A 25,010-nucleotide genomic window follows, 5' to 3' on the forward strand; every position below is an offset into this window, starting at 1 on the left:
CATCCTAACATATATAATTGATGAGTTATCAATTTATGATTGTCATTTTCTTTTTAATGTGACATACTAATTATTGTATTAGTATGACCTATTAAAGCGAATGGTATAACACATTAATTATATGAGGTGAATGATTTGAATAAAAAGATCTATGCTTTTGAAGAAGGTACACAAGATATGAAGGACTTATTAGGTGGTAAGGGTGCGAATCTTTCTGAGATGATGCGCCTCGGTTTACCTGTTCCTAATGGTTTCACGATTACGACTGAAGCCTGTATTGAATATCTTGCACAAGGTGAGCAGTTAACAGATGGTTTATCAAATGAATTAAAGACATATATTAAAGGTTTAGAAGATAAGACAGGTAAGGCTTTCTCTTCTAAAGAAAATTTATTACTCGTATCTGTACGTAGTGGTGCGAAGATTTCGATGCCAGGGATGATGGATACAATTTTAAATTTAGGGTTAAACGACGAAAATGTTGAAAGTTTAGCTCAAGTGACGAACGATGCACGCTTTGCGTATGATTGCTACCGTCGTTTGTTACAGATGTTCGGTAGTGTTGTATACAATATCCCGATGGAGGCCTTTGAAGGTTTCTTTGAATCATTCAAAAAAGAAAAAGGCCATCAGATTGATGCAGATATTCCTGCTGAAGATTTAAAGGTGATTGTCGAGAAATATAAAGAAATTTACGTTGAAGAAGCGTATAAGCCTTTCCCACAAGAGCCGTTTAAACAGTTGACAGAAGCGATTGAAGCGGTATTCAAGTCATGGAATAATGATCGTGCGCGTATTTATCGTGACTTAAATGAAATTCCTCATGATATCGGTACAGCGGTAAACGTTCAGGAAATGGTCTTCGGAAACAGTGGAGACCGTTCAGGTACAGGTGTAGCCTTTACACGTAATCCAGCGACAGGTGAACATAAGTTATACGGTGAGTACTTACTCAATGCACAAGGTGAAGACGTTGTTGCGGGAATCCGTACACCGAAAGAGATTGAAACATTAAACGAGCAGATGCCACAAGTGTATCAGGCATTTGTTGATGTCACGAAGAAATTAGAAGCGCATTACAAAGATATGCAGGATATTGAGTTTACCATTGAAAACGAAAGATTATTCATTTTACAGACGAGAAATGGTAAACGTACAGCAAAAGCTGCGATTAACATCGCTGTAGATATGGTACATGAAGGTGTCATTTCTAAAGAAGATGCCGTTGCAATGGTAGATGTAAAATCAATAGATCAGCTGTTACATCCTAACTTTAATGAAGAGGCATTAAAATCTGCTGAATTAGTATCAGATAAAGGTTTGCCAGCTTCTCCTGGTGCTGCAACAGGTATTATCGTCTTCTCAGCATTAGATGCAAAAGCGAAAGCTGAAGCAGGTGAAAAAGTTATATTAGTTCGTCCGGAAACTTCTCCAGAGGATATTGAAGGTATGATTGCTGCTGAAGCGATTGTAACGACACATGGGGGTATGACGAGTCATGCTGCTGTAGTTGCCCGTGGTATGGGGAAATGCTGTGTAACTGGATGTTCAGATCTTGAAATTAATACGAAAGAAAAATACGTAAAATATGCTGGTAAAACGCTATCTGAAGGTGATGTAATCTCAGTTAACGGGTCAACGGGTGCTGTATATATCGGTGAAATTGAAACGACGAAAGCTGAAGCAAGTGATGTCTTTGAAGAATTTATGGGCTGGGCAGAAGAAATCGCACGTTTATCTGTACGTATGAATGCTGAAACTGAAGGCGATATTAAAGCGGGCTATTCATTTAACGCTAAAGGTATCGGTTTAGTACGTACTGAACATATGTTCTTTGGTGAAGAGCGCTTAGTCGAAATGAGACGTTTCATCTTAGCATCTACATACGAAGAGCGTGTAGAAGCATTAAATAAAATTAAAGTGTATCAAACAGAAGACTTTGAAGGCATCTTTAATTTATCCGGGGACCGTCCGTCAATCGTCCGTCTATTAGATCCACCATTACATGAGTTCTTACCGAAAGGTGGAGAGGAAGTTAAAGCAGTTGCAGATCAGTTAGGTGTAACGACAGACTTCCTGGAAAAACGAATCAGTGAATTACATGAATTCAACCCAATGCTCGGTCACCGAGGTTGTAGATTAGCAATTACTTATCCTGAGTTATATGAAATGCAGACTGAAGCAATTATTACAGCTGTGCTTAATCTAAAACAAAAAGGGATTGAAACGAAACCGGAAATCATGATTCCGTTAGTTTCAACATCACAAGAATTTGTTATCTTAAAAGATGTCGTAAAGAATAAAGCTCAGGAAATCATGGATGCAAAAGGTGTACAAGTTGACTACCTAATTGGTACAATGATTGAAACACCACGTGCATGTTTAGTTGCAGGCGAACTTGCTGAGCACTCAGAATTCTTTAGTTTTGGTACAAACGATCTAGCACAATTAACATATGGTTTCTCTCGTGATGATGCAGGTAAGTTTATTAATGAATATATCAACCGTGAAATTCTTAGCGTCGATCCTTTCCAAACATTAGATGTAGAAGGTATGGGACAATTAATCAAGATTGCAGTTGAAAGTGCGAAATCAGTGAATCCATCGATTAAGATCGGGGTCTGTGGTGAGTTAGGTGGAGATCCTAAATCAATCCATTTCTTTAATGGCTTGGACATTGATTATGTATCATGTTCACCATTCCGTGTGCCAGGCGCAATTCTTGCAACAGCTCAAATTCAGGTGGAATAATATCGGGAGGCAGTACATTTGAGTAAGTATGAAGAAGACGATCTATTGATTTATATTGTTTCTGATTCTATCGGTGAAACAGCGGATAGAATGCTCCATGCAACATTGTCCCAATTTCCTAAACTAACTTCTGTCACAGTCAAGAAGTTCTCATTTGTAAAGGATGAAGAAGCGTTTAGAAATATATTGGAACTCGCGCATGATAAAAATGCAATTGTTGTTACAACACTTGTTAATCCGGACTTTAATGAAATAGGTAAAGCGTATGCTGAAGAAGTTGGATTATCATATATTGATTATATGACAGGTATGATTAAGGTGATTGAGCATCATACGGATATGGAAGCAAGACATGAAAGTGGTGCATTACGTAAGTTGGATAGCGATTACTTTAAGCGTATTGAAGCGATTGAGTATTCGGTGAAATATGATGATGGTAAGAACTTTAATAATTTAAGTGAAGCGGATGCATTAATTATAGGGGTATCAAGAACATCAAAGACACCACTCAGTATGTACTTAGCAAATAAAGGGTACAAAATTGCCAACATCCCGCTCGTGCCGGAATCACCAATCCCAGAATCAGTATTTCAAGAGAAAAACTTAAAAGTGATTGGTCTTACCGCAAGTCCCGAATATATTATGAACATCCGTACTGAACGCGTGAAAATTCTTGGGCTGACAGGTCAAGCAGAATACAATAATCTGCGTCGTATTAAAGAGGAGTTAAGTTACGCAGAAGAAGTGTTTAATCGTCTGAATGCAACGGTAATTAATACGGAATTTAAGTCGATTGAAGAATCTGCATTTTATATCGAGAAATATTTAAATAAAAAATAAACCGCTATTGTTAAGCGCAGCAAATTTATTGCTGCGCTTTTAACAATTTAAAGCAAGAATATGCTATCATGATAAATGCTCAAAAAGGAGGATGTTATGGAAAATAAAAATATAATTCAAAAAAATATTGGATTCTTTCCGGCACTTGCACTCGTTATGGGAACTGTTATCGGTTCAGGTGTTTTCTTTAAAGTATCCAATATAACAGAAGTGACAGGAACACCAGGAATGACTTTGCTTGTATGGCTGCTAGGAGGATTGATTACAATCTGCGCTGGCCTTACAGTCGCAGAGCTTGCAGCTGCAATTCCAAGGAACGGTGGATTGACAACATATATAGAATATACTTATGGCAAATTTTCAGGGTTTTTGGCAGGATGGGCACAAAGTTTTATCTACTTTCCAGCGATGATTGCAGCACAGGCAATTGTATTTTCAGAACAAGTACTCAACTTATTACATCTTAAAGACGGGTGGATTGTGCCAGTTGCATTTATTGCAGTGGCTTCGATTTACCTGATCAATATTATCGGATCTAAGGCAGGTGGTATTCTGCAGTCTGTAACGCTAGTGGTTAAACTTATTCCCTTGATCGTTATCATTATATTCGGTTTGATGAATACTGGAGACGTTGAAGTATCGCTTGCACCGAACACCGGAGATACGGGAATTAACTTCTTTACAGCGATTGGTGCAGGGTTACTTGCAACGATGTTTGCGTATGATGGCTGGATTCATGTCGGTAATATTGCCGGGGAAATGAAGAATCCAAAGCGTGACTTGCCGCTTGCAATTGTTCTAGGGTTAGGATTAGTTACTGTAATTTATTTATTAATTAACGCAACGTTCTTATATACATTGCCGATTGATGAACTTAAAGGGAATTTAAGTGCAGCTACAGATGCATCAGAAATTTTATTAGGAGATATGGGTGGAAAACTCGTTACGATTGGTATATTAATTTCAGTTTACGGTGCATTAAATGGCTATACAATGACAGGAATGCGTCTACCTTATGCTATGGCAGAGAAGAACATCCTGCCATTTAAAGAATCATTTATGAAAGTGACAACGGCAGGCATTCCTTGGTTCAGTGGACTGGTACAAGTTATTATTGGAGCGATCATGATTACTTCACGCTCGTTTGATGCAATTACTAATATGCTTGTATTCGTTATCTGGGCGTTCTACGTGATGGCGTTCTATGCAGTGTTTATACTAAGAAAGCGTGAAAGTGAGTTGGAGCGACCATACAAAGTTCCGTTATATCCATTGATACCAGCCATTGCAATTATTGCAGGTTTATTTGTAATGGTGAATACATTATTCACACAACCAGTATTAGCGATTGTTGGGATCATTATAACGTTGCTTGGAATACCGATTTATAAGATGAAGATTAGAGTAAAATAATAAAATGTATCAGTCTATCAATAGGCTGATACATTTTTTATTATTTCACTAAATATTTCTTTAGCAGTATTATTCTTTGCAAGTCTAGGAGCCTGTCCACACCATAAATGGAGATCCTCTACTTGATAATGCAAGGCTGCTTGTTTTCTTAATGAGCTTGTTAAATCATTTTGATACGGATATGGTAGAATGTCATCGTTAAATTTTTCTAATTGAGAGATCAGGAGATTCTTGATACCACGGGCTTCTTTGCCGCTTATTGCTTTCGTCAGTACAGTATCGGTTTCTGATGCATTGAATATTGCTTCTTTATGAATAACAGGCGCCTTGCTTTCTTTGCTTGTTAAAAAGGCGGTACCCATCTGAACACCGGATGCACCGAGTGCGAGAGCAGCATTTATTCCACGATGATCCATTATGCCACCAGCTGCTATGATGGGGATGTTAATTACGTCAGCAACTTGTGGGATTAAGGCAAACAGACCGATATTGTTTGTCGTTTTGAAATTTGCACGATGTCCACCTGCTTCATAACCTTGAATGACGACTGCATCCATTTTTGCTTGTTCACAAAGGAATGCTTCTTCGACTGAAGCTGCGCTGCCAATAACTTTAATATCATTGGATTGTAACTTAGAAATCATCTTGTTGTCTGGAATACCGAACGTGAAGCTTACAATAGGGACGTGCTTTTCAATAATGATATCAATCATCTGCTCAAATGATTCATATGTGTGTGATTTTATGTCTGGCACATTGAGATTATATTTAGAGTAATACGGCTCTAAAATCGACTGCATTAATTTAATAGCACTTTCATCTACATCAGGATGTTCGGGAACGAATAAATTAACAGCAAAAGAATTTTGTGTTAGTTGATGTACTTCATTAATTTCAGTTAACAGTTGTTCATGGTTCATATAGCCCGCACCAATCGTACCAAGGCCGCCTTCGTTGCTGATCGCTGCTACAAGCTCAGGTGTGGTCGAGCCTGCCATACCTGCTTGAATGATTGGATAATCTATATTTAATAAGTTGCATATCGGATTTTGATTAGACATCTCAGGACTCCTTTCTATATGAGTAAAGATATCATAATTACAAATGTGCGAAAAAGAATTTGATTATATATTGTGTTACATTAAATGGAATTACACTATACACTTAGAAGTCTATCATGACACGATTAATTCCATACTTAGTATTTGAAAGTACAAAAGAAGCTTTAGCATATTATGAAGACGTATTTGGTGCAACAGAAGTAAATCGTTTACCAGTAGGAAAAGAACAAGCTGAGCAATTCTTGTGTGGTGTTATGGGTGCGCTGGATGTTTAACGGTAACTAAAATTATTTTAGAGCAGATAATCAGCTCTTCTTTTGTGCTATATTATCATTAAAGGGGGAGAGAGATGACGCTAACAATAATGTATCAGAACAAAGAACATTTACTTAAAAAAGTAGAACATGACGAAGATATCCCACAGGATGCATCTTTTATATGGTATGACTTTGAAGGTGCGAATGAAGAAGAACGCCTGATATTTGAAAAGCATTTTGAATTGAATGAGCTGACGATTGAAGAAGTAATCAATAAAAAATCACGACCAAAATATAAGAAGTTTCCAACATATGAATATCTCGTATTCCAGAAAATAGAAAAGTCAACGTTTGAAGCAGAGACAATCAATATCCTCATGAAAGATAATGTTCTTATTACATATCACGACGAAGATAATGAGCCGTTAGATGAATTGGATGCAGTTGCACAGGAGCTAGAAGAGAATGCACCAGACACTTTAACGCCACATACGGCAACGCTGATGTTGCTTGATAAGATTGTAGACTTTTATACAGAGATTGTTGAAGAGATAGAGACGAAAGTGCTTGAATTTGAAAAAGGACATGCGAATGATCGCATGAAGAACTATATTATGAATGATATATTTGAGCTACGCTCGGAAATGATAAAGACAAAGGGCATTATTGTTCCGATGAGCGAACTCATAGATGAGATAGAAACTGATGATACGTTGATTCAGACGAAACATGATCATTATTACATCCACCATATTAGAGATCATGTGATTAAGCAGCAGAATATGATAAAGAATGCACATGAACTGACCGATGAAATCAGAAGTAACTATGAGTCATTTAATAACTATCGGATGAATCGTGTGATGCAAATTCTTACCTTGGTTTCTACAGTATTTCTACCACTTACTCTGATCGCAGGGATATATGGTATGAACTTCGAATATATGCCGGAGTTAAAGTGGCATTATGGGTATTTCACTGTGTTATTCATCATGTTTTCCATCATGATTGGGTGCATGATTTATTTTAAGAAGAAAAAATGGTATTAAAAAAACAAGCACTCACAATTGTGAGTGCTTGTTTCCAACATTAAATATTATAATTTAACGATGTTAGCAGCTTGAGGTCCACGTTGACCTTCTTCGATATTGAATTCAACTGCTTGACCTTCTTCTAAAGATTTGTAACCTTCACCTTCGATAGCGCTGAAGTGAGCGAATACGTCGTCTCCGCCTTCAACTTCGATGAATCCAAAACCTTTTTCTGCGTTAAACCATTTAACTGTACCTTGTGTCATAATAATGACCTCCAAAAAATTATTAAATAATATCTAATGTTTTACAAAGAAAACTTCACATATTACAAAAAGTTTCGACTAAACACGATTACTCTTTGTAATATGTGAAGTTCTTTGTTTCTTGCATATGTTCGATATATTTGTACTAAGTATATAACGGATATTCTATGTTGTCAATTAAAGATTACTTTTAAATATTGAATAGAAGCGATAAAGGGCTTACGTATCATGTTTAGATACATAAAATAAAAAAACGAGTACTCTTATGAGTACTCGTTTCCAACATTAAATATTATAATTTAACGATGTTAGCAGCTTGAGGTCCACGTTGACCTTCTTCGATATTGAATTCAACTGCTTGACCTTCTTCTAAAGTTTTGTAACCGTCTCCTTCGATAGCACTGAAGTGAGCGAATACGTCGTCTCCACCTTCAACTTCGATGAATCCAAAACCTTTTTCTGCGTTAAACCATTTAACTGTACCTTGTGTCATAATAATGACCTCCAAAAAATTATTAAATAATATCTAATGTTTTAAGAAAAAACACTTCACATATTACAAAAATAGTCGGCTTACATGATTACTTAGGTAATATGTGAAGATCCTTTGTTTCTTGCATATGTACGATATATTTGTACTAAGTATATAACGTATATCTAGATTTGTCTACAAAAAGTAGTCATAAAAATCCAAAATGAGTAAATTTATATTATAAAATTCATATAAAATGGATGCCCATTACAGTAGGTATAAGCTTTCGTGAAATTTTCATTCATCAAAAATAATTTTTCTAATTCATACGAATTAATACGATAGCTAAGAAGATAAAGGCTAATCCTAGATATTGGACCCCCGTTACTTTCTTCTGTTTAGCACCGATCCATCCAAATGAATCAAGCAGGATGCTACAAATGATTTGTCCGGATAAACAAATAATTACAACGAGGCCTGTGCCCATGATTGGGACTAGATATGACATACCGAATACGAAGAAAGAGCCGAGTATTCCACCTATCCAGATCCATTTCGGTTTATATTTGCCGATAGCAAAGCGAATCTGAGTGATTTCCTTTCTTATAATAGTTACGATGATGAATAAAAATATGGTACCAACTAAAAATGAAACGAATGCTGCATGTACGGGTGATGCTAATATACTGCCGAGTTTTCCATTAATTGCAGATTGAGTGGCCATGAGCATGCCGCCTGCAATCCCGGTAATCTGAAATGGCAACTTTGATTTAGTATCTTCTTCGAAATCCATATAGGCCTGTTGTTTGCGTTTTCTTAACCATTCGGGTAGTGCGATAACCATTACAACACCAGCGACTAAGATTAAAAGTCCAGCACACCTTAGCAATGTCAAGTGGTGCATCGATGCCTGGAATAGCCCGAAGTGATCAATCATGATACTCATTATAATTTGGCCCATAATCGGTAATACGACAGTCTGCACGCCCCCAAGCACAGGAAACAGTAGAATATTTGCAGTAAGGCCAATTAACCCTAATAATCCCCCAAGCCATATCCATCCGGGTTCCTCTATGAATATTGAAGGATGAATAAGTACAGTATGTTTAGTAAATAAAGTGATAAAGAATAAAAATATTGTACCCACACTAAAAGATACAAACGATGCAACAAACGGTGACAGCACATAGCTTCTTAATCGTGAATTAACAGCTGTCTGAATCGGTACGACGATACCTGCGGCAAGCGCAAATAGAAAATAAAACATATTAGTCTCTCCTTTTATATATATAGTACTTAAAAACAACGATAAACGCCATATCTGAAAAAACGAGAGCGTAGGTACAGTTCTTGAAAGAATCTTTTTTTACTTTTCTGAAAATATTTCAATACCTTGATTTCAAGTATTGACGGGTTTATAATAAAATATAAATTCATTTATTATAAAAAAATATAAAATATTATTTTATTTACAATTTGTTCATCATTTAATGAATGCTGAACAAATTGTAAATAATGATGGAGGTTAGAAATTGGAAAAGCTATATCATTATTTATACTGGACATTGCGTGTTGTGCTGCAGGTAAGTTTGCTCACTTTGTTTTATCTGGCGGGAGAATTTGTTAACGCACATACATTAATCACAATTCCAGGCAGTCTGATCGGATTGATTCTTTTATTTATTGCCTTGGAAATAAAGGTTGTTCGTCCGGAATGGCTCGGTTTAGGTGTCAATGCACTGCTTAAGATTATGCCGATATTGTTTGTACCAACATTAGTAGCGCTTATGAACTATGGTCCACTTTTTATGAAGAGTGGTTTATTTCTAATGTTTGATCTGGTACTTTCTTCGCTTATTATCTTCTTTATGACAGGATGGTTTACACAAATGGCGGTTAACTATAAGAAGAAAAGAGGAGAATCTCTATGATAGAAACATTAAGTTTATTATTTCTTACTATAATATTATTTACAGGAGCGGTTGCACTGAACAAACGTTATCCTAAAGTATGGACATTGCCTATCTTCACAGTAAGCGGGTTGATGATAATCATACTTATTGGTTTTCATATTCCTTATAAAGAGTATCAGCATGCGACTGCGATTTTCAATTTTCTATTAGGACCTGCAATTGTAGCTTTCGCATTGCCGCTCTATCAAATGAGAAAAGTAGTAGTAAAATATCTCCACTTCATTGTAGCAGGCTTCACTATGGGGCTTATGGTGTCCCTTTTAGCAACGTATTTGCTCGCTATGGTATTGCCGCTAGATAAGACACTTGTGCATTCACTATGGGAGAAAAATGTGACATTGCCTGTTGCGATGAATATTGCATCTTCTACTAATGGTAGCGTAGCGTTAACATCCATTGCTGTGATTATTAGCGGCTGCATTGGATTTAGTTTCGGGCATAAGGTGATGAAGTGGATGAAAATCGATCACTTTGTAGCACGTGGTGTCGCCATGGCCGCGGTTGCACATGTATTTGGTACAAACACATCAATGGCACTTAGCAAAGAAGAAGGTGGTATCGCACTTGTAACGATGATTGGGACCGCAATACTTGCGAGTATTGTTATACCGATGTTAATTGTGTGAGTAATATCACGAAATATAATGATATAAGATGGATTTCTCAAAGAACGCCGTTATAAGGCGTTCTTTTTTATTCACAAAAATTTAACTAAATATTCTGAACAATTAATTGAAAACGCTTACTTTTAGGTGTAGAATTGAACTGTATAAAATAATGTATCGGAAAGAGGGTGTTAAGGTTGAAGGAAAAATACGATGTTGCAGTAATCGGTGGTGGCCCTGGTGGATATGTCGCAGCGATTCGTTTAGCTCAGTACGGTAAGGAAGTTGTGCTCTTTGAAGCAAACAATCTCGGTGGTACATGCTTGAACGTTGGCTGTATACCATCAAAATCATTACTTAGATCTGCTGAAATCGTCGAAACTATAAAGCATTCGGAAGAATTTGGCGTAATGAGTAAGGGATTTAATATTGATTACAAAGTAATTAAGTCACGTAAAGATGAAATCGTTAATCAACTTGTTACCGGTGTAGGTTACTTACTCAAGAAAAATAATATTACAATAAAAAATGAGTATGTTGAATCTATTGAGCAGTCAGAAGTTTTAACGAAAGAAAATCGTTATGATGTATCGCAAATTATTTTAGCAACAGGTTCAAAACCATTTGTTCCTAAAATAGCAGGTATTGATGAAATAGAGTTTGATACGACAGATACAATATTCCAATGGACTGAACTACCGGACAAGATGGTTATCATTGGTGGTGGTGTCATTGGTGTTGAAATGGCACAAGCTTTTGCATCATTTGATGTTGAAGTTACAGTGGTTGAAGTGGCTGAAGAAATTTTGTTAACGGAAGATAAAGCGGCGCGTGATCTTGTGAGAAATCACTTAAAAGACCAAGGCGTCCATATCATTGAGCATGCTTCGATTAAAAAAATCGAAAAAGGAATGCTTAAACTTCAAGATAAGACGATACCTTTTGACAAAGTATTAATTGCAACAGGTAGAAAGAATAATTTAGAACTCGCAAAGAAATTAAACGTAGCTTTAAGTGAAAATCAAAAGTTTGTTGAAGTTAATGAAAACATGCAAACAAGTATAAAACATATATATGCAATTGGAGATATCGTACCAGGATTGCAGTTAGCACATGTAGCTAGCCATGAAGGTACCATTGCAGCAGCCCATATCTGTAAAGAACCATTTAAATCTGGTGATAGTAACGCAGTACCGCGATGTGTCTATACGACACCAGAAATAGCTTCATTTGGTATGGATTTAGAAACAGCACTTAACCAAGGCTTTGATGCACATGTTTATCAATATGATCTCTCAGGAAATGGTAAAGCAATGGCTTATGGCGATACGCAGGGCTTTGTAAAGATTATCAGTGAGCAAAAGTATGGAGAAATTCTAGGAGCTGTCATCTGTGGTCCGCATGCGACCGAATTAATCAGTACCATACTCGCAGTGAAAGAATCAGAAGGTACGGTATTTGAAATGAAAGATCAAATATTTGCACATCCAACAGTTTCAGAATCTATTGGAGAAGCGAGTCTAGATTATTTTGATTTAGCAATTCATAAACCTTAAGTAGGAGGAGTTAATTATGGAAAAAGAAAAAGCATTATGGGTTTATCGTAAAATGAATGAAATCCGTGAATTTGAGGATGAAGTGCATAGAATATTCTTAACAGGGGAAATCCCTGGATTTGTTCACTTGTATGCCGGTGAAGAAGCAGTAGCAGTAGGCGCTTGTGCAGAATTAACGGATGATGACTACATCACGAGTACACACAGAGGACATGGTCATGCGATTGCAAAAGACTGTGATATTCTCGGAATGATGGCGGAAATATTTGGACGCAAAGATGGCCTGAACAAAGGGAAAGGGGGGTCTATGCATATTGCTGAAGTTGAAAAAGGAATACTTGGTGCAAATGGTATTGTAGGTGCAGGATTCCCATTAGCAAATGGTGCAGCATTATCGATAAAAACGTTAAAGCAAGATGCTGTTGCAGTATGTTTCTTTGGAGATGGTGCATCTAACGAAGGTACTTTCCATGAAGGGCTTAACTTCGCATCGATTTTAAACTTACCTGTTATCTTTATCTGTGAAAATAATGGATTTGGCGAAGCAACCCCTCATAGTTATGCTTCTGCTTCAGAAACAATTGCGGAAAGAGCGTCAGCATATAATATGCCGGGTCATCTAGTGGATGGTAAAGATGTAACTGCTGTCAATGAAAAAATGATAGAAGCGGTGAAAAGAGCAAAAGCAGGTGAAGGCCCAACATTGATTGAATGTAAAACATATAGAAATTATGGACATTTTGAAGGAGATAACCAAAGTTATAAATCGGATAAAGATGAATTACGTGAAGTAGATCCGATTACGATTTTTAAAGATAAGGCACTTGAAGCGCAGTGGTTTACTGAAGAGGAAGCCAAAAAAATTGAAGACGAAGCAAAAGCGTTAATAAAAGAAGCGGTTGAATTTGCAGAAAATAGTCCATTACCAGATGAAGCATCTTTACTTGAAGATGTTTATGCAGATTAAGGAGGAATAATAATGAGTAGAGAAATTACTTATATGGCTGCAGTAACTGAAGCTATTGATCAAGCGATGGAGAAAGATGATACAGTCATTCTGTTAGGTGAAGACGTTGCCGGTGGGAATACGATTGAACATCTTGAAGGCGATGAAGCTTGGGGAGGTGTATTCGGTTTAACGAAAGGTATTGTCGGTAAGTATGGACGTGAGAGGGTTATTGATACACCAATTGCAGAACAGAACTATGTGGGTGCAGGAGTTGGTGCAGCAGCTACAGGGCTGAGACCGATTGTTGAACTGATGTTTAATGATTTTATCGGATATGCGTTAGATGCACTTCTGAACCAAGGGTCAAAGATGCGTTATATGTTTGGTGGCAAAGCTAAGATTCCGATGACTTTGAGAACCGTTCATGGTGCAGGCGCTTCTGCTGCTGCTCAGCACAGTCAATCATTATACGGAATGTTTGGTGCGATACCTGGAATAAAAGTTGTGGTGCCATCAAATCCTTATGATGCGAAAGGCTTACTTTTAGCTGCAGTAGAAGATGATAACCTCGTCGTATTTTCTGAAGATAAAACTTTATATGGCATGAAAGGTGATGTGCCTGAAGAATATTATACAGTGGAAATTGGTAAAGCGAAGATTATTAGAGAAGGAGAAGACTTGTCGATTGTTGCAATCGGTAAGATGGTCCAAATTGCTCTAGAAGTTGCAGATGAACTGGAAGCTGCAGATATTTCAGTCGAAGTTATTGATTTAGTTACTGTTTCTCCATGGGATCAAGAAACAGTACTTAACTCCGTGAAGAAAACGAACCGCCTTATCGTGATTGATGAAGCAAATCCTCAGAGTAGTACAGGGCACAGTATTTCAGCTGTCGTCGGCGATAAAGCTTTTGATTATTTAGACGGACCTGTCAAAGTAATTACTGCACCTGCGACACCAGTGCCATTTGCATCAAATTTAGAGAAACTATATATTCCAAGTAAAGAACGTGTTCTAGAAGAAGCAGATGAAATAATTCAAGACTTAAGAAAGTGAGGTGTGATTCATGAGTTCAAGAATAAATATGCCGAAATTAGGAATGACAATGACAGAAGGTACTATAGATGAGTGGTACAAATCAGTCGGAGATGAAGTGAAAAAAGGAGAAGCGGTCTGTATGATTGCTTCTGAAAAACTAACTTTAGATGTTGAAGCACCTGAAGATGGGATTTTAACAGAAATTACAGTGGAAGCTGGAGGCAGAGCTAAAGTTGGAGAACAGATGGGATTGGTTGGAGACTCATTAGAGGATAACCAGTCTCCTGAACGTTCAAATCAATCGACTGATGATGAAGCGATAAGTGAATCAGGTGAAGAAACGAATGAAAGAGCCGCAATAAAGGATGCGGCCGAGAAATCTCCTAGCTTTAATAGAAGTCATGAGGATGAATTGAATAAGAAAGCACGCGATGAGGACACTCCTACATCACAAAGTAACTCTGAAAGCAACCGAATCTTTATTACCCCACTTGCCCGTAGAATAGCTGAAAGCAATGACATCTCAATTGAAGAGGTTACAGGGACTGGCGGTAATGGCAGAATCACAAAGAGAGATATAGAAAAAGCAATTGATCACGTAAAAGTAAGTTCGACGACTGAGTCTACTGAAGCTACTCAAGTAACGGCAGAAGGCAAGCCATTATCGAATATGAGACGTGCGATTGCTGACAACATGATGCATAGTTTACAGTCAACCGCACAATTAACGTTGCACCAAAAAGTAGAAGCAGATGCGTTGCTGAAATTTAATAAGAAGTTAAAAAAAGAGGTTAGCAACAATGAATTAGATATTAAAGTAACAGTTACCGCACTGATTACAAAAGCCGTTGCATTAGTACTTAAAGATGATGCAAGAATGAATGCAACTTACAGTGATGAGAAGTTATACCATCATAAAGATGTGAATATTGGAATTGCAACAAGTCTGGAAGATGGACTGATGGTTCCAGTGATCCATAACGCTGAAAGTAAATCTATAGGTGAAATTTCAAGTGCCATCGAAACTTTATCTGCTGCGGCGAGAAATGGAGAGTTGTCTCAAGGTGCAATGAAGGATGGAACATTTACCATCACAAATATCGGTGCAGGCGGTATAGAATACTTTACACCGGTACTTAACGCACCGGAAGTTGGGATACTAGGGGTTGGTTCATTACAAAGTGAAGTAGCATTAAAAGACGGCAAACCGTATGAGAAAAAGATGTTACCTCTGAGTCTCACTATTGATCATCAAGTTATAGATGGTGCAGATGGAGCGGAATTCTTGAGTCGTATTAAAACATTTATCGAGCATCCATATTTGCTGATATTGTAGATAGAGAGGGCATAGCCCTCTCTATATTATTTTGAACATGCACAAAAGATGTATAATTCAGCGACTTAACGTATAATAAAGGTAATTGACTTAATGGAGGAATTACGATGAACAAATGGATTAAACGTGGAATCGTTGTCGGTGCAGTTGGTTTTGGTGCCGTTCAATCAGTGAAATATTTAAAGCAGAATGAACAAGTGAAACAACGTTTGAATGATCTTAAGAATATCAAAGAATATAATGATCTGCGTATTGCACTGATGGAGGTTATTGAGGCATTTAATAACCCTAAGCAATTAGAATCGAAATTTGCAGAAGATGTGCATACTGAAAGCAATGAACAGACAAGCAACGCGCAAGCTACACATACAGAAGAGCCTTTCATTGCAGATGCAGTGAAACGTGTATTGGATACAAAAGCCGTTGAAGATCTTCTTGGTGATAAAGCTGATATCGATATGATGAAATCATTGATCGATGAAACGAAAGAAGTAGAGAAGCTCGTGCGTAGCTGGTTTAATTAATATTTGCAACATGAACAAATCAGTGATATTGTTTATGTGTACAACTTAATAAGACGATTGCTAGGGGAGCTCTTATGAGCTGAGAAAGGAATATCCTTGACTCTTTGAACCTGTTTGGTTAATACCAGCGTAGGGAAGCGAGCGTGTATACTTATGATATTTTTTTGTCGTGAAACTTCACCTCCTAGTAATGAATCTAACTAGGAGGTTTTTTTGTATGGTAAATTTGAAGAAGTCATTTCCAGCAAGTAAGAGAATCTTTAGAGCGGGTAAGGGCGAGGATACGGATATTAAAGTACCTTTCCGTGAAATTACATTAACGGATACTGTGACAGATCAAGGCACTACTTCCAATGCACCAGTTGTTGTCTACGATACGGGTGGTGTATATCACGATGATGCATATAATATTGATGTTGAGCGCGGTATCCCTAAATTACGTGAACGATGGATTGATAGCCGTGACGATGTAGAACAATATACAGGACGCAGAGTACTTGCGGTTGATAATGGTTTTAAAGATATCACGCATAATAAGTTTGTAGAGACGCCATTTAAGTATGATCCAAAACGTGCGCGTGATGACAAAAACGTGACACAGATGCATTATGCAAAGCAAGGAATCATTACGAAAGAGATGAAATTTGTCGCGATTCGTGAGAACGTCGATCCTGAATTTGTACGTAGTGAGATTGCAAGAGGGCGAGCAATTATTCCGAACAATATTAATCATCCAGAATCTGAACCGATGATTATTGGTAAGAACTTTAAAGTGAAGGTTAATGCGAATATCGGAAACTCTGCAGTATCATCATCTATCGAAGATGAGATTGAAAAGATGGTGTGGGCGACACATTGGGGAGCCGATACGATTATGGATTTATCTACAGGTAAGAATATTCATGCGACACGTGAATATTTACTGAGAAATTCACCGGTACCTGTTGGAACAGTACCTATTTATCAAGCATTAGAAAAAGTGGATGGCATTGCTGAAGATTTAACGTGGGAAGTGTATCGAGATACGTTGATTGAACAAGCTGAACAGGGCGTAGACTACTTTACAATTCATGCGGGTGTATTGTTAAGGTATGTGCCGATGACAGTAAATCGTCTGACTGGTATCGTGTCACGTGGAGGTTCGATTATGGCACAGTGGTGTTTAGCTCATCATGAAGAAAGCTTCTTATACACACACTTTGAAGAAATTTGTGAAATCTTAAAGACTTATGACATTGCAGTATCACTTGGTGATGGTTTAAGACCAGGTTCAATTTATGATGCGAACGATGAAAGTCAGTTGGCGGAACTGAAGACGCTTGGTGAACTAACGAAGATTGCCTGGGCACATGACGTTCAAGTGATGATAGAAGGACCAGGACATGTGCCGCTTCATAAGATCAAAGAGAATCAGGAACTTGCAGATTTCTATTGTAATGAAGCACCATTCTATACGTTAGGACCATTGACGACAGATATTGCACCTGCATATGACCATATTACATCAGCGATTGGCGCTGCAAACATCGGTTCATACGGAACAGCGATGCTATGCTATGTTACACCGAAAGAACATCTCGGACTACCGAATAAAGATGATGTAAGAACAGGTGTTGTAACATATAAGATTGCTGCACATGCAGCGGATCTTGCGAAAGGCTTACCAGGTGCTGATGAACGAGATAATGCTATCAGTAAGGCACGCTTTGAATTCCGCTGGATCGATCAGTTTAATTTGTCGCTAGATCCAGAACGTGCGAAGGAATATCATGATGAAACACTACCTGCTGAAGCGGCGAAAGTCGCACACTTCTGTAGTATGTGCGGACCTAAATTCTGTTCGATGCGTATTTCCCATGATTTACGTAAAGATAAAGGAATGCAGGAAATGGCTGATAAATTCAAAGCACAAGGTAGTGAAATTTACTCTTAGAATTTGCTGTGAATCGGAGCGCAGTTTATTCATATATAAAAGCACCACCCTTATACCAGGGCACTGCACCCTTACTAAGGGAGCTCAATAAAAACACTATTTTCTAGGCTGCTAATTTCCTATATTCTATAGGGGATAAGTAGCCTAGTTTTTGTTGAATTCTAACTTTATTATAGTTTTCAATGTAATTTTCGACAATATCTATTACAATGGTATTAGAGCTTCTAAGCTCACTGTTTAAGTAGAATGTTTCACACTTTAGAGAGGCATGAAAACATTCTATTGGGGCATTATCAGCTGGCGTTCCCTTACGGGACATGCTTCTGGTAATGCCTTTTTCTGTACATAGGGCATAGTATTCATAAGAAGTATAAACACTTCCTTGATCACTATGTAATATAGTACCTGGTTCCAATTGAAGTTGTTTTAATGTCTCATTTACTAATTCTTGATTTTGTTTATTACCGATTTTATATGCCACAATTTCACCATTGTAAGCATCCATGATAGATGAAAGATACAACATTGTATTCCCGAAGGGTAAATAAGTGATATCTGTTAAAAGTACTTCTAAAGGTTTCTCTGCTTTGAAGTTTCTATTTAATAGATTATGTGTTTTATAATATGCATTCCCTGGTCTTTTCGATTTTTTCATTCGTACTTTACAATTTAAATTATGTTTTTGCATAATCCTTTGTACTTTTTTGTGATTAATTGGTTTATTATTTTTTCTATTTAACAAGGCAGTTATTTTTCTATAACCATATGTAAAACGATGTTTCTTACATAGTTCTATAATTTCTCGTTCATCCTCAGATATACTGAAATCTTTGTTTTTCCATCTGTAATAATTTGATTTTGGAATATCTAAAGTTTCTAAAATGACTTTCACTGTATATTTAGATTTCAATTCATTTACTAATTCAACAACTACCTCTGGGACCACTTCCTTTCCAATTCCTTGTACTTTTTTAAAATTTCATTTTCTACTTCTTTGCGCTTTAATTCAATTTTTAGCGTCTCAACAGTACTCAATTCTTCATTTCCTTTTCCGTAGGAATATTGTTTACCTACTTGTTGATTGAATCTATGTGTTTCCCCATTTCTATACCATTTCCACCACACTTTAACTTGAGATTCATTTTTAATATTTAAAGCATCCATTATTTCTCTTGTACTATATCCTTTAAGTTTCATTTCTACTACTTTATATTTTATTTCAACTGAATATGCCACTCTTTTCATAGAAAAAACACCTCCGTATAAATTCATTTTAATATGAATTCAACGAAAGTGTTTTTATTTTACTCCCATATCATGGGGTTAGCGCACCAGACCGGGGTGGTGCTTTATTTTATATAGTCATTGAAATTTTGTACATTGAAAGGAAATTTATCTGCTTCAATATTATTTTTCAGTTCTTGTAAAGAAACGAGTGCGAAATTTGCGAGTTGAAATGGATAGTTGAACTTTGCACTATTTTCCAGGAACATATCGTTATTTCTAAGGATCCATTCGTCACTATCTGTCTTCACATAGTCTAGATCTAAGTCTAGATAAGCAATGTTCCCATCTGTATCGCGCTCACAAGGAGAAGAAATGTTACAAAATATCTTGACCGGCTGATAAGTCTTATCTAAAGCGATAGAAACAGAATATCCGTGGATTTTTGAAAGAAAATGGAGCGTTTCATATTGCAATGGAATATCAATATTTCTAATAAAGTGTCGGAGTATTGTCGTTTCATCACAGATGACAAGAAAGTATTCATCTGTTTCTTTTATCAGGGTACCTTCTACCTCGATGTGAGGTCGATGTGGATATTTGTGGGATTTAATCTTTAACTGTTCCAACAATGAACCTCCTTATCTTATTGTGAAGTACAAATCCAATTATAATATGAATTGTAAGCCTTTGCATAGTGAGAGAAAGAATATTTATAAAGTATTGGTAAACATTTACGAAACTTTAAATGAGCTGTAACACGATTCTGATAACTATCTAGTAATATTAGTGGAAATCGTAAGAATGATACGTAATCGTTTGAAAGTACTCAGTATAATGAGTAATGTACAGGTATTTATGGAAGTAAGGGAGCAGTATGGAACGTTCGATCGTTATATATGGCACTTTACGAATGGTATGCCGGTAGTTAAATTTGTAGGGCCTGTTATTATATATGGGTACCTCGGTGCAATTGGTATTATTCAGGATAAACTGAAATAGAATAAATAAAAGTGCTGAACCTATGGGTTCAGCACTTTTTATCTTTTGATAGTATAGGCGAGGACGATACAAATCACTGCTAAACATATTGAAACATAAGGTGTAATCGCAACATCAAAATTATTGATAATGATGCCTCCAATAAGTGCACCAAATCCTATACCAGCATTGAGCGCACTCATATTCCACGCCATAATACTGCTGGAATCTCCTTTAACCTGTTTAATAATCCCGATTTGAATTGCAGGGTTCGTACTCCATTCAAATATATTCCAGATGAGCATCACGATAAGTAACAATGCAAATACAGGTAATGATAATTTAAATAGAAAGATAGACAACGTATACATCGTTAATGCGATCAATAACCATTTTCTGCTGCCCATTTTATCAGCCATTCTGCCGCCGAAGCTCGTGCCTGCGATACTTCCGATACCACAAACAAACAGTAGAATCGAAACTTGTTCTAACGTATATCCTTCATTTAACATCATCGGACTGATGTAAGTGAATACAATATAATTAGAGGCTAATATAAAGAAGGTGATACCGATATACTTTGCAGCTTCTTTCGGATAGAGCAGTTTTGAAGATTTATCTTCATCTTCTGATGTCTTAATTGTATTAGGAAGCTGGAACATTAAGAGGATTGTTGCAATAACACTTACAAGTACAATCATCCAGAATGTTGCACGCCATCCGAGCATTTCACCGAGCTTTGTCCCTATTGGAACACCAAATACATTTGCACCGCTAAAACCGATATAGACAAGACCGAGCATCTTACCTCGCTCTCGGGGGTCGCTCAAGATTACAGTGAGGGCAAGCAACTTCACGACAATGATACTGGATGCTGCGGATGCGATGATACGACCGATGACGACGATCCAGAAATCGTTACCTACAGCATTGATTATATTACCGATAATAAATATGATCATGCTAATTAAGAGTACCCATTTTGGATTGTAGCGTTCAGTAAGTTTGACGAGTATTGGACCGCTAATTGCTACTGTAAATGCATAGATCGTGACAAGTTGGCCGGCAAGTGCGCGAGAGATATGCAGATCATCGCTAATCAAAGTGAGAATACCCGCAACGACGAGTTCTACCATTCCCACTACAAATACGCTAAGTATAAAAGTAAAGAGTTTGAATTTTGACATAATAGATCCTTTCAATGTTTGAATGCATTAAGATTATACCAATATTTGATAAATTAAACACGCATAAGAAATTAAAATAAAATATTCAGATAAACGGTATTGTTCATTGTCAATTGTACGAAAAAATTGCATAATGAAGATGAAAAGGTTTTCATAATTGGAAGGAGTGGTCAAGATGATTAGACAGATTACACAAGTAGACCTACAAGATGCCGTTGACCGCATAGCAGAAATTTATTTGACAAACTTTAACGACCGTAGACCGTTAAGGGAAATGAGCAATGATATTTTAAAACTGAGTGAGCATCCAGGATTTAGATGCTTTATTAGTACACAACTTGGGACAATCGATGGTTATTTATACGGTTATACGAGCGGACGCGATCAGTTTTATAGACAGTTACTGGACCAGTTTTTGTCACCCGCACAGCAAGGAATGCTTGATGGTGCATTTGAAGTCGTTTCTATCGCTGTAGATAAGCACTTCCATAAGAACGGGATCGGTACACAGTTATTAGATGCACTGCCACCAGGAAAGTACTATTTAACGAGTGATGTACATGATATCGGTGCCAATGCATTCTATTATAAGAACGACTGGATACTGCTCAAGGGAAATATGTATTTACATCCTAATATACCGCATAAGAATTTATATTATAAAGAAATAAAATAGCAGCTAGAAGTGTAAAAAAGCCCTTATAGAAGATACGCAGGAGTGTAAATTTTATGAGGACTTTTTTATGAGATAACGCTTATATGAATGTAAACAAGACACTTATGCGTATAAAATGAAGAAATGTTTTAAAAGATTAGAAGTATAAAAGATAAACGATCGGAAATTCTTCTTTTCGTACACTATCTTATATGCTAAAATGAATAAATATTAACTTTTGCGTATAAAAAATGGAGGGTATTATGATGCATTCTGATAACAAAACGGGTAAGATGGGGCAGTTTAAATTTATCATTCCTAGTCTTATCGGTATATTCTTATTTTTAACGCCACTCAATGTTGAAGGTAAGACGAGTTTGCCCGTTGCAGTTTTAGCAAAGTGGCTGTTATCGACTCTCGGTAATTTCACACCAACTTTAATCTTCATCGTTATTATTCTTTCTACGTTACTAACATTTTACTTTAGTTTTATTAACCATCCGAAGACGAGTTATTTCAAACAACTGTTCGAGGTGAACTGGATCTGGTTTATTATTCGTCTTATGGGTGCCATTTTTGCAACCATTGTCTATTTTAAAATGAAAGTCCCATTTGTTGATACTGAAAATACAGGTCAGCTCATATATAGTGGATTATTACCGACACTAATCGCTGTATTTTTCTTTGCGGGATTATTTCTGCCATTTTTAATGGACTATGGATTACTGGAATTTCTTGGACCGATGTTCTCTAAGGTGATGCGTCCCCTCTTTACATTACCGGGACGCTCTGCAGTGGATAATTTAGCTTCATTTATTGGAGATGGGACTGTAGGCGTTATGATTACATCTAAACAATATGATGGGAATTTCTATACGAGACGTGAAGCAACAGTCATTGCGACAAGCTTCTCCGTTGTGTCAATCACGTTTGCGATAGTTGTATGTGAACAGATTGGACTAATGAATCACTTCTTCTATTTCTATGGAACTGTTATTGTGTCATGTTTAGTTGCAGCGATGATTATGCCGCGTATTTGGCCGTTATCGAAGATTCCGGATCATTATGCTGATGGAACGACTGAAATTAAAGAGGAAGTGATTCCTGATAATCATAATGTCATCAGCTACGGGTACGAAAATGCGACTAAGACTGCAATTAAAGCACCTGGATTTAAAACATTCTGGTACCAAGGATTTAAAACAGTAGGAGATATGTGGTTTGCGGTACTACCTGTCGTAATGTGTATCGGTACAGCAGCAACAATCATTGCTGAGTATACACCGTTCTTCCAGTGGATTGGAATGCCGTTCGTACCTTTATTAGAGTTACTTCAGATCCCTGATGCAGTTGCAGCATCTCAGACAATATTGATTGGCTTTGCAGATATGTTCTTACCTTCAATACTTATTACAGATTCTGAATATGATCTTACACGTTTTGTTATCGGTGCGCTAAGTATCTCTCAGCTGATTTATTTATCAGAAGTGGGTGGTGTTATATTAGGCTCTAAAATACCGGTAAGCTTACCTAAGCTATTTGTTATCTTCTTGATGAGAACAATCATCTGTTTACCGATTATCGTGTTAATGGGACATTTACTATTTAGTATATAAAAAGGTCGTGACACGAGCGTTCAGACACGAGTAAAATCACGAAAAGATTGCAAGAAACGTTCTTTGTTTCAAGCAATCTTTTTGATTTTGTCGAAGAGTCTGCTCGTGGAGCGCCGTCAAAAAAAAGGTCGTGACACGAGTGCTCAGACACGAGTAAAATCACGAAAAGAGGACAGGAAATGCTTTATTTCCTGTCCTCTTTTCTATATATAATGCTCTTAAATTTCTGTTTCCAGCTTTGCGATGACAATTTCTGAACCAAGCATTGGTGATTCTCCTTGAGGTTTATCGCCGCCATGTGAATGTGCCTGTTTGAAGGCATCGCTCGTTTTCCATGCTTCAAAGTCTTCTAACGTTTCCCACCATGTATTGACATAAAGTTCGTCATGATCTTCTAAGTTCTGAATAGACCATGTTTCAATTTTATGGAATCCTTTTAATTCTTGGATTGCGCCACCTTTTGTAAACATCGGTGCCATCTTTTCAGCGAATCCTTTTTTCATTTTAATTCTATTTGTTACGATATACATGAAATCACTCCTAAAGTTTTGTTGGGTTTGTTGCCCATATTTGATTCGTACGTACAAATGTTCTGCGGTTGATCTTAAGCTGCGAAACGATGACTTCAGCAATATCTTCTGGATGTGTCATCGATTCAGGGTCGAGCGATACTTCACCGATTAAGTCTGTTAATACGGCAGAAGGATGAATCAAGAACGTTCGAATGTTGTGCTGACGCATTTCTCTCATAACACCATCAGATAATCCTGATAATGCAAATTTACTTGCAGAGTATGCACTTGAAGTCGGGCCGGCATTTACAGCGGACATTGAGCTCATATTGACGATGTCACCTGACTGCTGATTGATCATATGTGGCAGAACCTCCTGCATAAAATGAAACGGGCCATACACATTTACAGCCATCATCTTATTTAAGTCTTCTTCAGTTGTTGTGAGAAATGAGCTGTTATGCATAATACCTGCATTATTGATCAATATATCGATACGTTCAAATGTTTCCAGTGTATGTGCAACAGCTGCTTTAATATCGTCTTTGTTTGCACTGTCACATACAATCGCAGTTACATCTACATCAAACTGGGAAAGTGAGTCCACCGCCGATTCTAGATGATCGATGTTACGGCCTGTAATCGCAATATGTACACCTTCATGTGCGAGCGCCTTAGCGATCTGTAAACCGATACCTCTCGAACCGCCTGTAATAAGTGCTGTTTTGTTTTTTAAGCTTTCCATGATATTGCTCCTCTATAAGTAATGATAAGTTGATAGCTTGTAGTGAAAAAGAAGAGGGTGACAGATGTCAAACCCTCTTGATGGC

At 37.1% G+C, this 25,010-nt stretch carries 24 protein-coding genes, 1 pseudogene and 1 riboswitch; of the genes and pseudogenes, 16 read left to right on the forward strand and 9 right to left on the reverse strand.

All coding sequences use genetic code 11. The features are described 5' to 3' along the window. Window positions 1-135 precede the first annotated feature (135 nt). The 3 genes from ppdK to QA539_RS01555 all read left to right on the forward strand — a co-directional run bounded on the left by ppdK (window position 136) and on the right by QA539_RS01555 (window position 5,004). On the forward strand, window positions 136-2,751 hold the full coding sequence (gene ppdK, locus QA539_RS01545) for a pyruvate, phosphate dikinase (RefSeq protein WP_419895309.1): 2,616 nt from the start codon (window positions 136-138) through the stop codon (window positions 2,749-2,751). A gap of 18 nt (window positions 2,752-2,769) precedes the next feature. Beyond that, window positions 2,770-3,591 (forward strand): pyruvate, water dikinase regulatory protein, encoded by an 822-nt coding sequence (locus tag QA539_RS01550; RefSeq protein ID WP_413474917.1) that lies wholly within the window; start codon window positions 2,770-2,772, stop codon window positions 3,589-3,591. Between the two features lie 96 nt (window positions 3,592-3,687). Next, the gene (locus tag QA539_RS01555) at window positions 3,688-5,004 is read left to right on the forward strand and encodes an APC family permease (protein ID WP_413474916.1); all 1,317 of its coding nucleotides are present in this window, start codon (window positions 3,688-3,690) and stop codon (window positions 5,002-5,004) included. Window positions 5,005-5,021: 17 nt separating this feature from the next. On the opposite strand, the gene QA539_RS01560 is transcribed toward QA539_RS01555, so the two are convergent. Further along, complete coding sequence (locus QA539_RS01560) at window positions 5,022-6,065, reverse strand: NAD(P)H-dependent flavin oxidoreductase (RefSeq protein WP_219493742.1); 1,044 nt, start codon at window positions 6,063-6,065, stop codon at window positions 5,022-5,024. A gap of 116 nt (window positions 6,066-6,181) precedes the next feature. Here QA539_RS01560 and QA539_RS01565 point away from each other — a divergent pair. Further along, window positions 6,182-6,307 (forward strand): annotated as a pseudogene (locus QA539_RS01565) (VOC family protein); the annotation flags it as partial. A gap of 107 nt (window positions 6,308-6,414) precedes the next feature. Continuing rightward, a complete protein-coding gene (locus QA539_RS01570; protein ID WP_219493743.1) occupies window positions 6,415-7,371 on the forward strand; it encodes a CorA family divalent cation transporter in 957 nt (318 codons plus the stop codon). 47 nt (window positions 7,372-7,418) lie between these two features. Here the strand turns inward: QA539_RS01570 and QA539_RS01575 are convergent, their stop codons facing one another. The 3 genes from QA539_RS01575 to QA539_RS01585 form a co-directional block, all read right to left on the reverse strand. Further along, entirely contained in the window at window positions 7,419-7,619 is a 201-nt protein-coding gene (locus QA539_RS01575; RefSeq protein WP_101141384.1) for a cold-shock protein, read from the reverse strand. Between the two features lie 292 nt (window positions 7,620-7,911). Next, window positions 7,912-8,112 carry a cold-shock protein gene (locus tag QA539_RS01580; RefSeq protein WP_086041794.1) on the reverse strand — a complete coding sequence of 67 codons (201 nt, stop codon included), beginning with the start codon at window positions 8,110-8,112 and terminating at the stop codon, window positions 7,912-7,914. A 298-nt stretch (window positions 8,113-8,410) separates the two neighbouring features. Then, the gene (locus QA539_RS01585; RefSeq protein WP_419895310.1) at window positions 8,411-9,358 is read right to left on the reverse strand and encodes a DMT family transporter; all 948 of its coding nucleotides are present in this window, start codon (window positions 9,356-9,358) and stop codon (window positions 8,411-8,413) included. Window positions 9,359-9,623: 265 nt separating this feature from the next. Here QA539_RS01585 and QA539_RS01590 point away from each other — a divergent pair, with 265 nt between their 5' ends. The 8 genes from QA539_RS01590 to thiC all read left to right on the forward strand — a co-directional run bounded on the left by QA539_RS01590 (window position 9,624) and on the right by thiC (window position 18,005). Continuing rightward, complete coding sequence (locus tag QA539_RS01590) at window positions 9,624-10,022, forward strand: CidA/LrgA family protein (RefSeq protein ID WP_219493745.1); 399 nt, start codon at window positions 9,624-9,626, stop codon at window positions 10,020-10,022. Next, the gene (locus QA539_RS01595) at window positions 10,019-10,690 is read left to right on the forward strand and encodes an LrgB family protein (protein ID WP_219493746.1); all 672 of its coding nucleotides are present in this window, start codon (window positions 10,019-10,021) and stop codon (window positions 10,688-10,690) included. Before QA539_RS01590 ends, QA539_RS01595 begins: the two co-directional genes overlap by 4 nt. 176 nt (window positions 10,691-10,866) lie before the next feature. Next, window positions 10,867-12,225, forward strand: a complete 1,359-nt coding sequence (gene lpdA / locus QA539_RS01600; protein ID WP_419895311.1) for a dihydrolipoyl dehydrogenase — start codon at window positions 10,867-10,869, stop codon at window positions 12,223-12,225. A 16-nt stretch (window positions 12,226-12,241) separates the two neighbouring features. After that, complete coding sequence (locus QA539_RS01605) at window positions 12,242-13,192, forward strand: thiamine pyrophosphate-dependent dehydrogenase E1 component subunit alpha (RefSeq protein ID WP_283722300.1); 951 nt, start codon at window positions 12,242-12,244, stop codon at window positions 13,190-13,192. A 6-nt stretch (window positions 13,193-13,198) separates the two neighbouring features. Then, window positions 13,199-14,230 (forward strand): alpha-ketoacid dehydrogenase subunit beta, encoded by a 1,032-nt coding sequence (locus QA539_RS01610; protein WP_419895582.1) that lies wholly within the window; start codon window positions 13,199-13,201, stop codon window positions 14,228-14,230. A gap of 10 nt (window positions 14,231-14,240) precedes the next feature. Next, window positions 14,241-15,548 carry a dihydrolipoamide acetyltransferase family protein gene (locus QA539_RS01615; RefSeq protein WP_219493752.1) on the forward strand — a complete coding sequence of 436 codons (1,308 nt, stop codon included), beginning with the start codon at window positions 14,241-14,243 and terminating at the stop codon, window positions 15,546-15,548. Between the two features lie 107 nt (window positions 15,549-15,655). After that, window positions 15,656-16,072 (forward strand): hypothetical protein, encoded by a 417-nt coding sequence (locus QA539_RS01620; protein ID WP_219493754.1) that lies wholly within the window; start codon window positions 15,656-15,658, stop codon window positions 16,070-16,072. A gap of 52 nt (window positions 16,073-16,124) precedes the next feature. Beyond that, window positions 16,125-16,225: riboswitch (TPP riboswitch) on the forward strand. A gap of 64 nt (window positions 16,226-16,289) precedes the next feature. Then, the gene (gene thiC, locus QA539_RS01625; RefSeq protein WP_419895312.1) at window positions 16,290-18,005 is read left to right on the forward strand and encodes a phosphomethylpyrimidine synthase ThiC; all 1,716 of its coding nucleotides are present in this window, start codon (window positions 16,290-16,292) and stop codon (window positions 18,003-18,005) included. Between the two features lie 103 nt (window positions 18,006-18,108). Here the strand turns inward: thiC and QA539_RS01630 are convergent. Both QA539_RS01630 and QA539_RS01635 read right to left on the reverse strand, forming a co-directional pair. Continuing rightward, window positions 18,109-19,250, reverse strand: a protein-coding gene (locus tag QA539_RS01630; protein WP_198479331.1) for an IS3 family transposase whose coding sequence is annotated in 2 segments (ribosomal slippage) — window positions 18,109-18,980 and window positions 18,980-19,250 — 1,143 coding nt in all. Because the reading frame shifts where the segments join, the coding sequence is not laid out codon by codon here. 104 nt (window positions 19,251-19,354) lie between these two features. After that, window positions 19,355-19,858, reverse strand: a complete 504-nt coding sequence (locus QA539_RS01635; RefSeq protein ID WP_413474905.1) for a DUF402 domain-containing protein — start codon at window positions 19,856-19,858, stop codon at window positions 19,355-19,357. Between the two features lie 160 nt (window positions 19,859-20,018). Here QA539_RS01635 and QA539_RS01640 point away from each other — a divergent pair, with 160 nt between their 5' ends. Next, window positions 20,019-20,231, forward strand: a complete 213-nt coding sequence (locus QA539_RS01640) for a DNA-3-methyladenine glycosylase I (RefSeq protein ID WP_413474904.1) — start codon at window positions 20,019-20,021, stop codon at window positions 20,229-20,231. Window positions 20,232-20,269: 38 nt separating this feature from the next. On the opposite strand, the gene QA539_RS01645 is transcribed toward QA539_RS01640, so the two are convergent. After that, on the reverse strand, window positions 20,270-21,397 hold the full coding sequence (locus tag QA539_RS01645; protein WP_099483848.1) for an MFS transporter: 1,128 nt from the start codon (window positions 21,395-21,397) through the stop codon (window positions 20,270-20,272). A 175-nt stretch (window positions 21,398-21,572) separates the two neighbouring features. Between QA539_RS01645 and QA539_RS01650 the strand changes: the two genes are divergently transcribed. Both QA539_RS01650 and QA539_RS01655 read left to right on the forward strand, forming a co-directional pair. Next, window positions 21,573-22,073, forward strand: a complete 501-nt coding sequence (locus QA539_RS01650) for a hypothetical protein (RefSeq protein WP_413474903.1) — start codon at window positions 21,573-21,575, stop codon at window positions 22,071-22,073. A 242-nt stretch (window positions 22,074-22,315) separates the two neighbouring features. Beyond that, on the forward strand, window positions 22,316-23,668 hold the full coding sequence (locus QA539_RS01655) for a YjiH family protein (protein WP_423245835.1): 1,353 nt from the start codon (window positions 22,316-22,318) through the stop codon (window positions 23,666-23,668). 218 nt (window positions 23,669-23,886) lie between these two features. Here the strand turns inward: QA539_RS01655 and QA539_RS01660 are convergent, their stop codons facing one another. Together QA539_RS01660 and QA539_RS01665 are read right to left on the reverse strand one after the other, a co-directional pair. Continuing rightward, the gene (locus QA539_RS01660) at window positions 23,887-24,198 is read right to left on the reverse strand and encodes a heme oxygenase (RefSeq protein ID WP_099483850.1); all 312 of its coding nucleotides are present in this window, start codon (window positions 24,196-24,198) and stop codon (window positions 23,887-23,889) included. Window positions 24,199-24,208: 10 nt separating this feature from the next. Continuing rightward, window positions 24,209-24,925: an SDR family NAD(P)-dependent oxidoreductase gene (locus QA539_RS01665; protein ID WP_419895313.1), complete on the reverse strand. Its 717-nt coding sequence runs from the start codon at window positions 24,923-24,925 to the stop codon at window positions 24,209-24,211. Window positions 24,926-25,010: the final 85 nt, after the last annotated feature.

The organism is Macrococcus psychrotolerans (genome assembly GCF_038095555.1).
GTDB lineage: Bacteria > Bacillota > Bacilli > Staphylococcales > Staphylococcaceae > Macrococcoides > Macrococcoides psychrotolerans.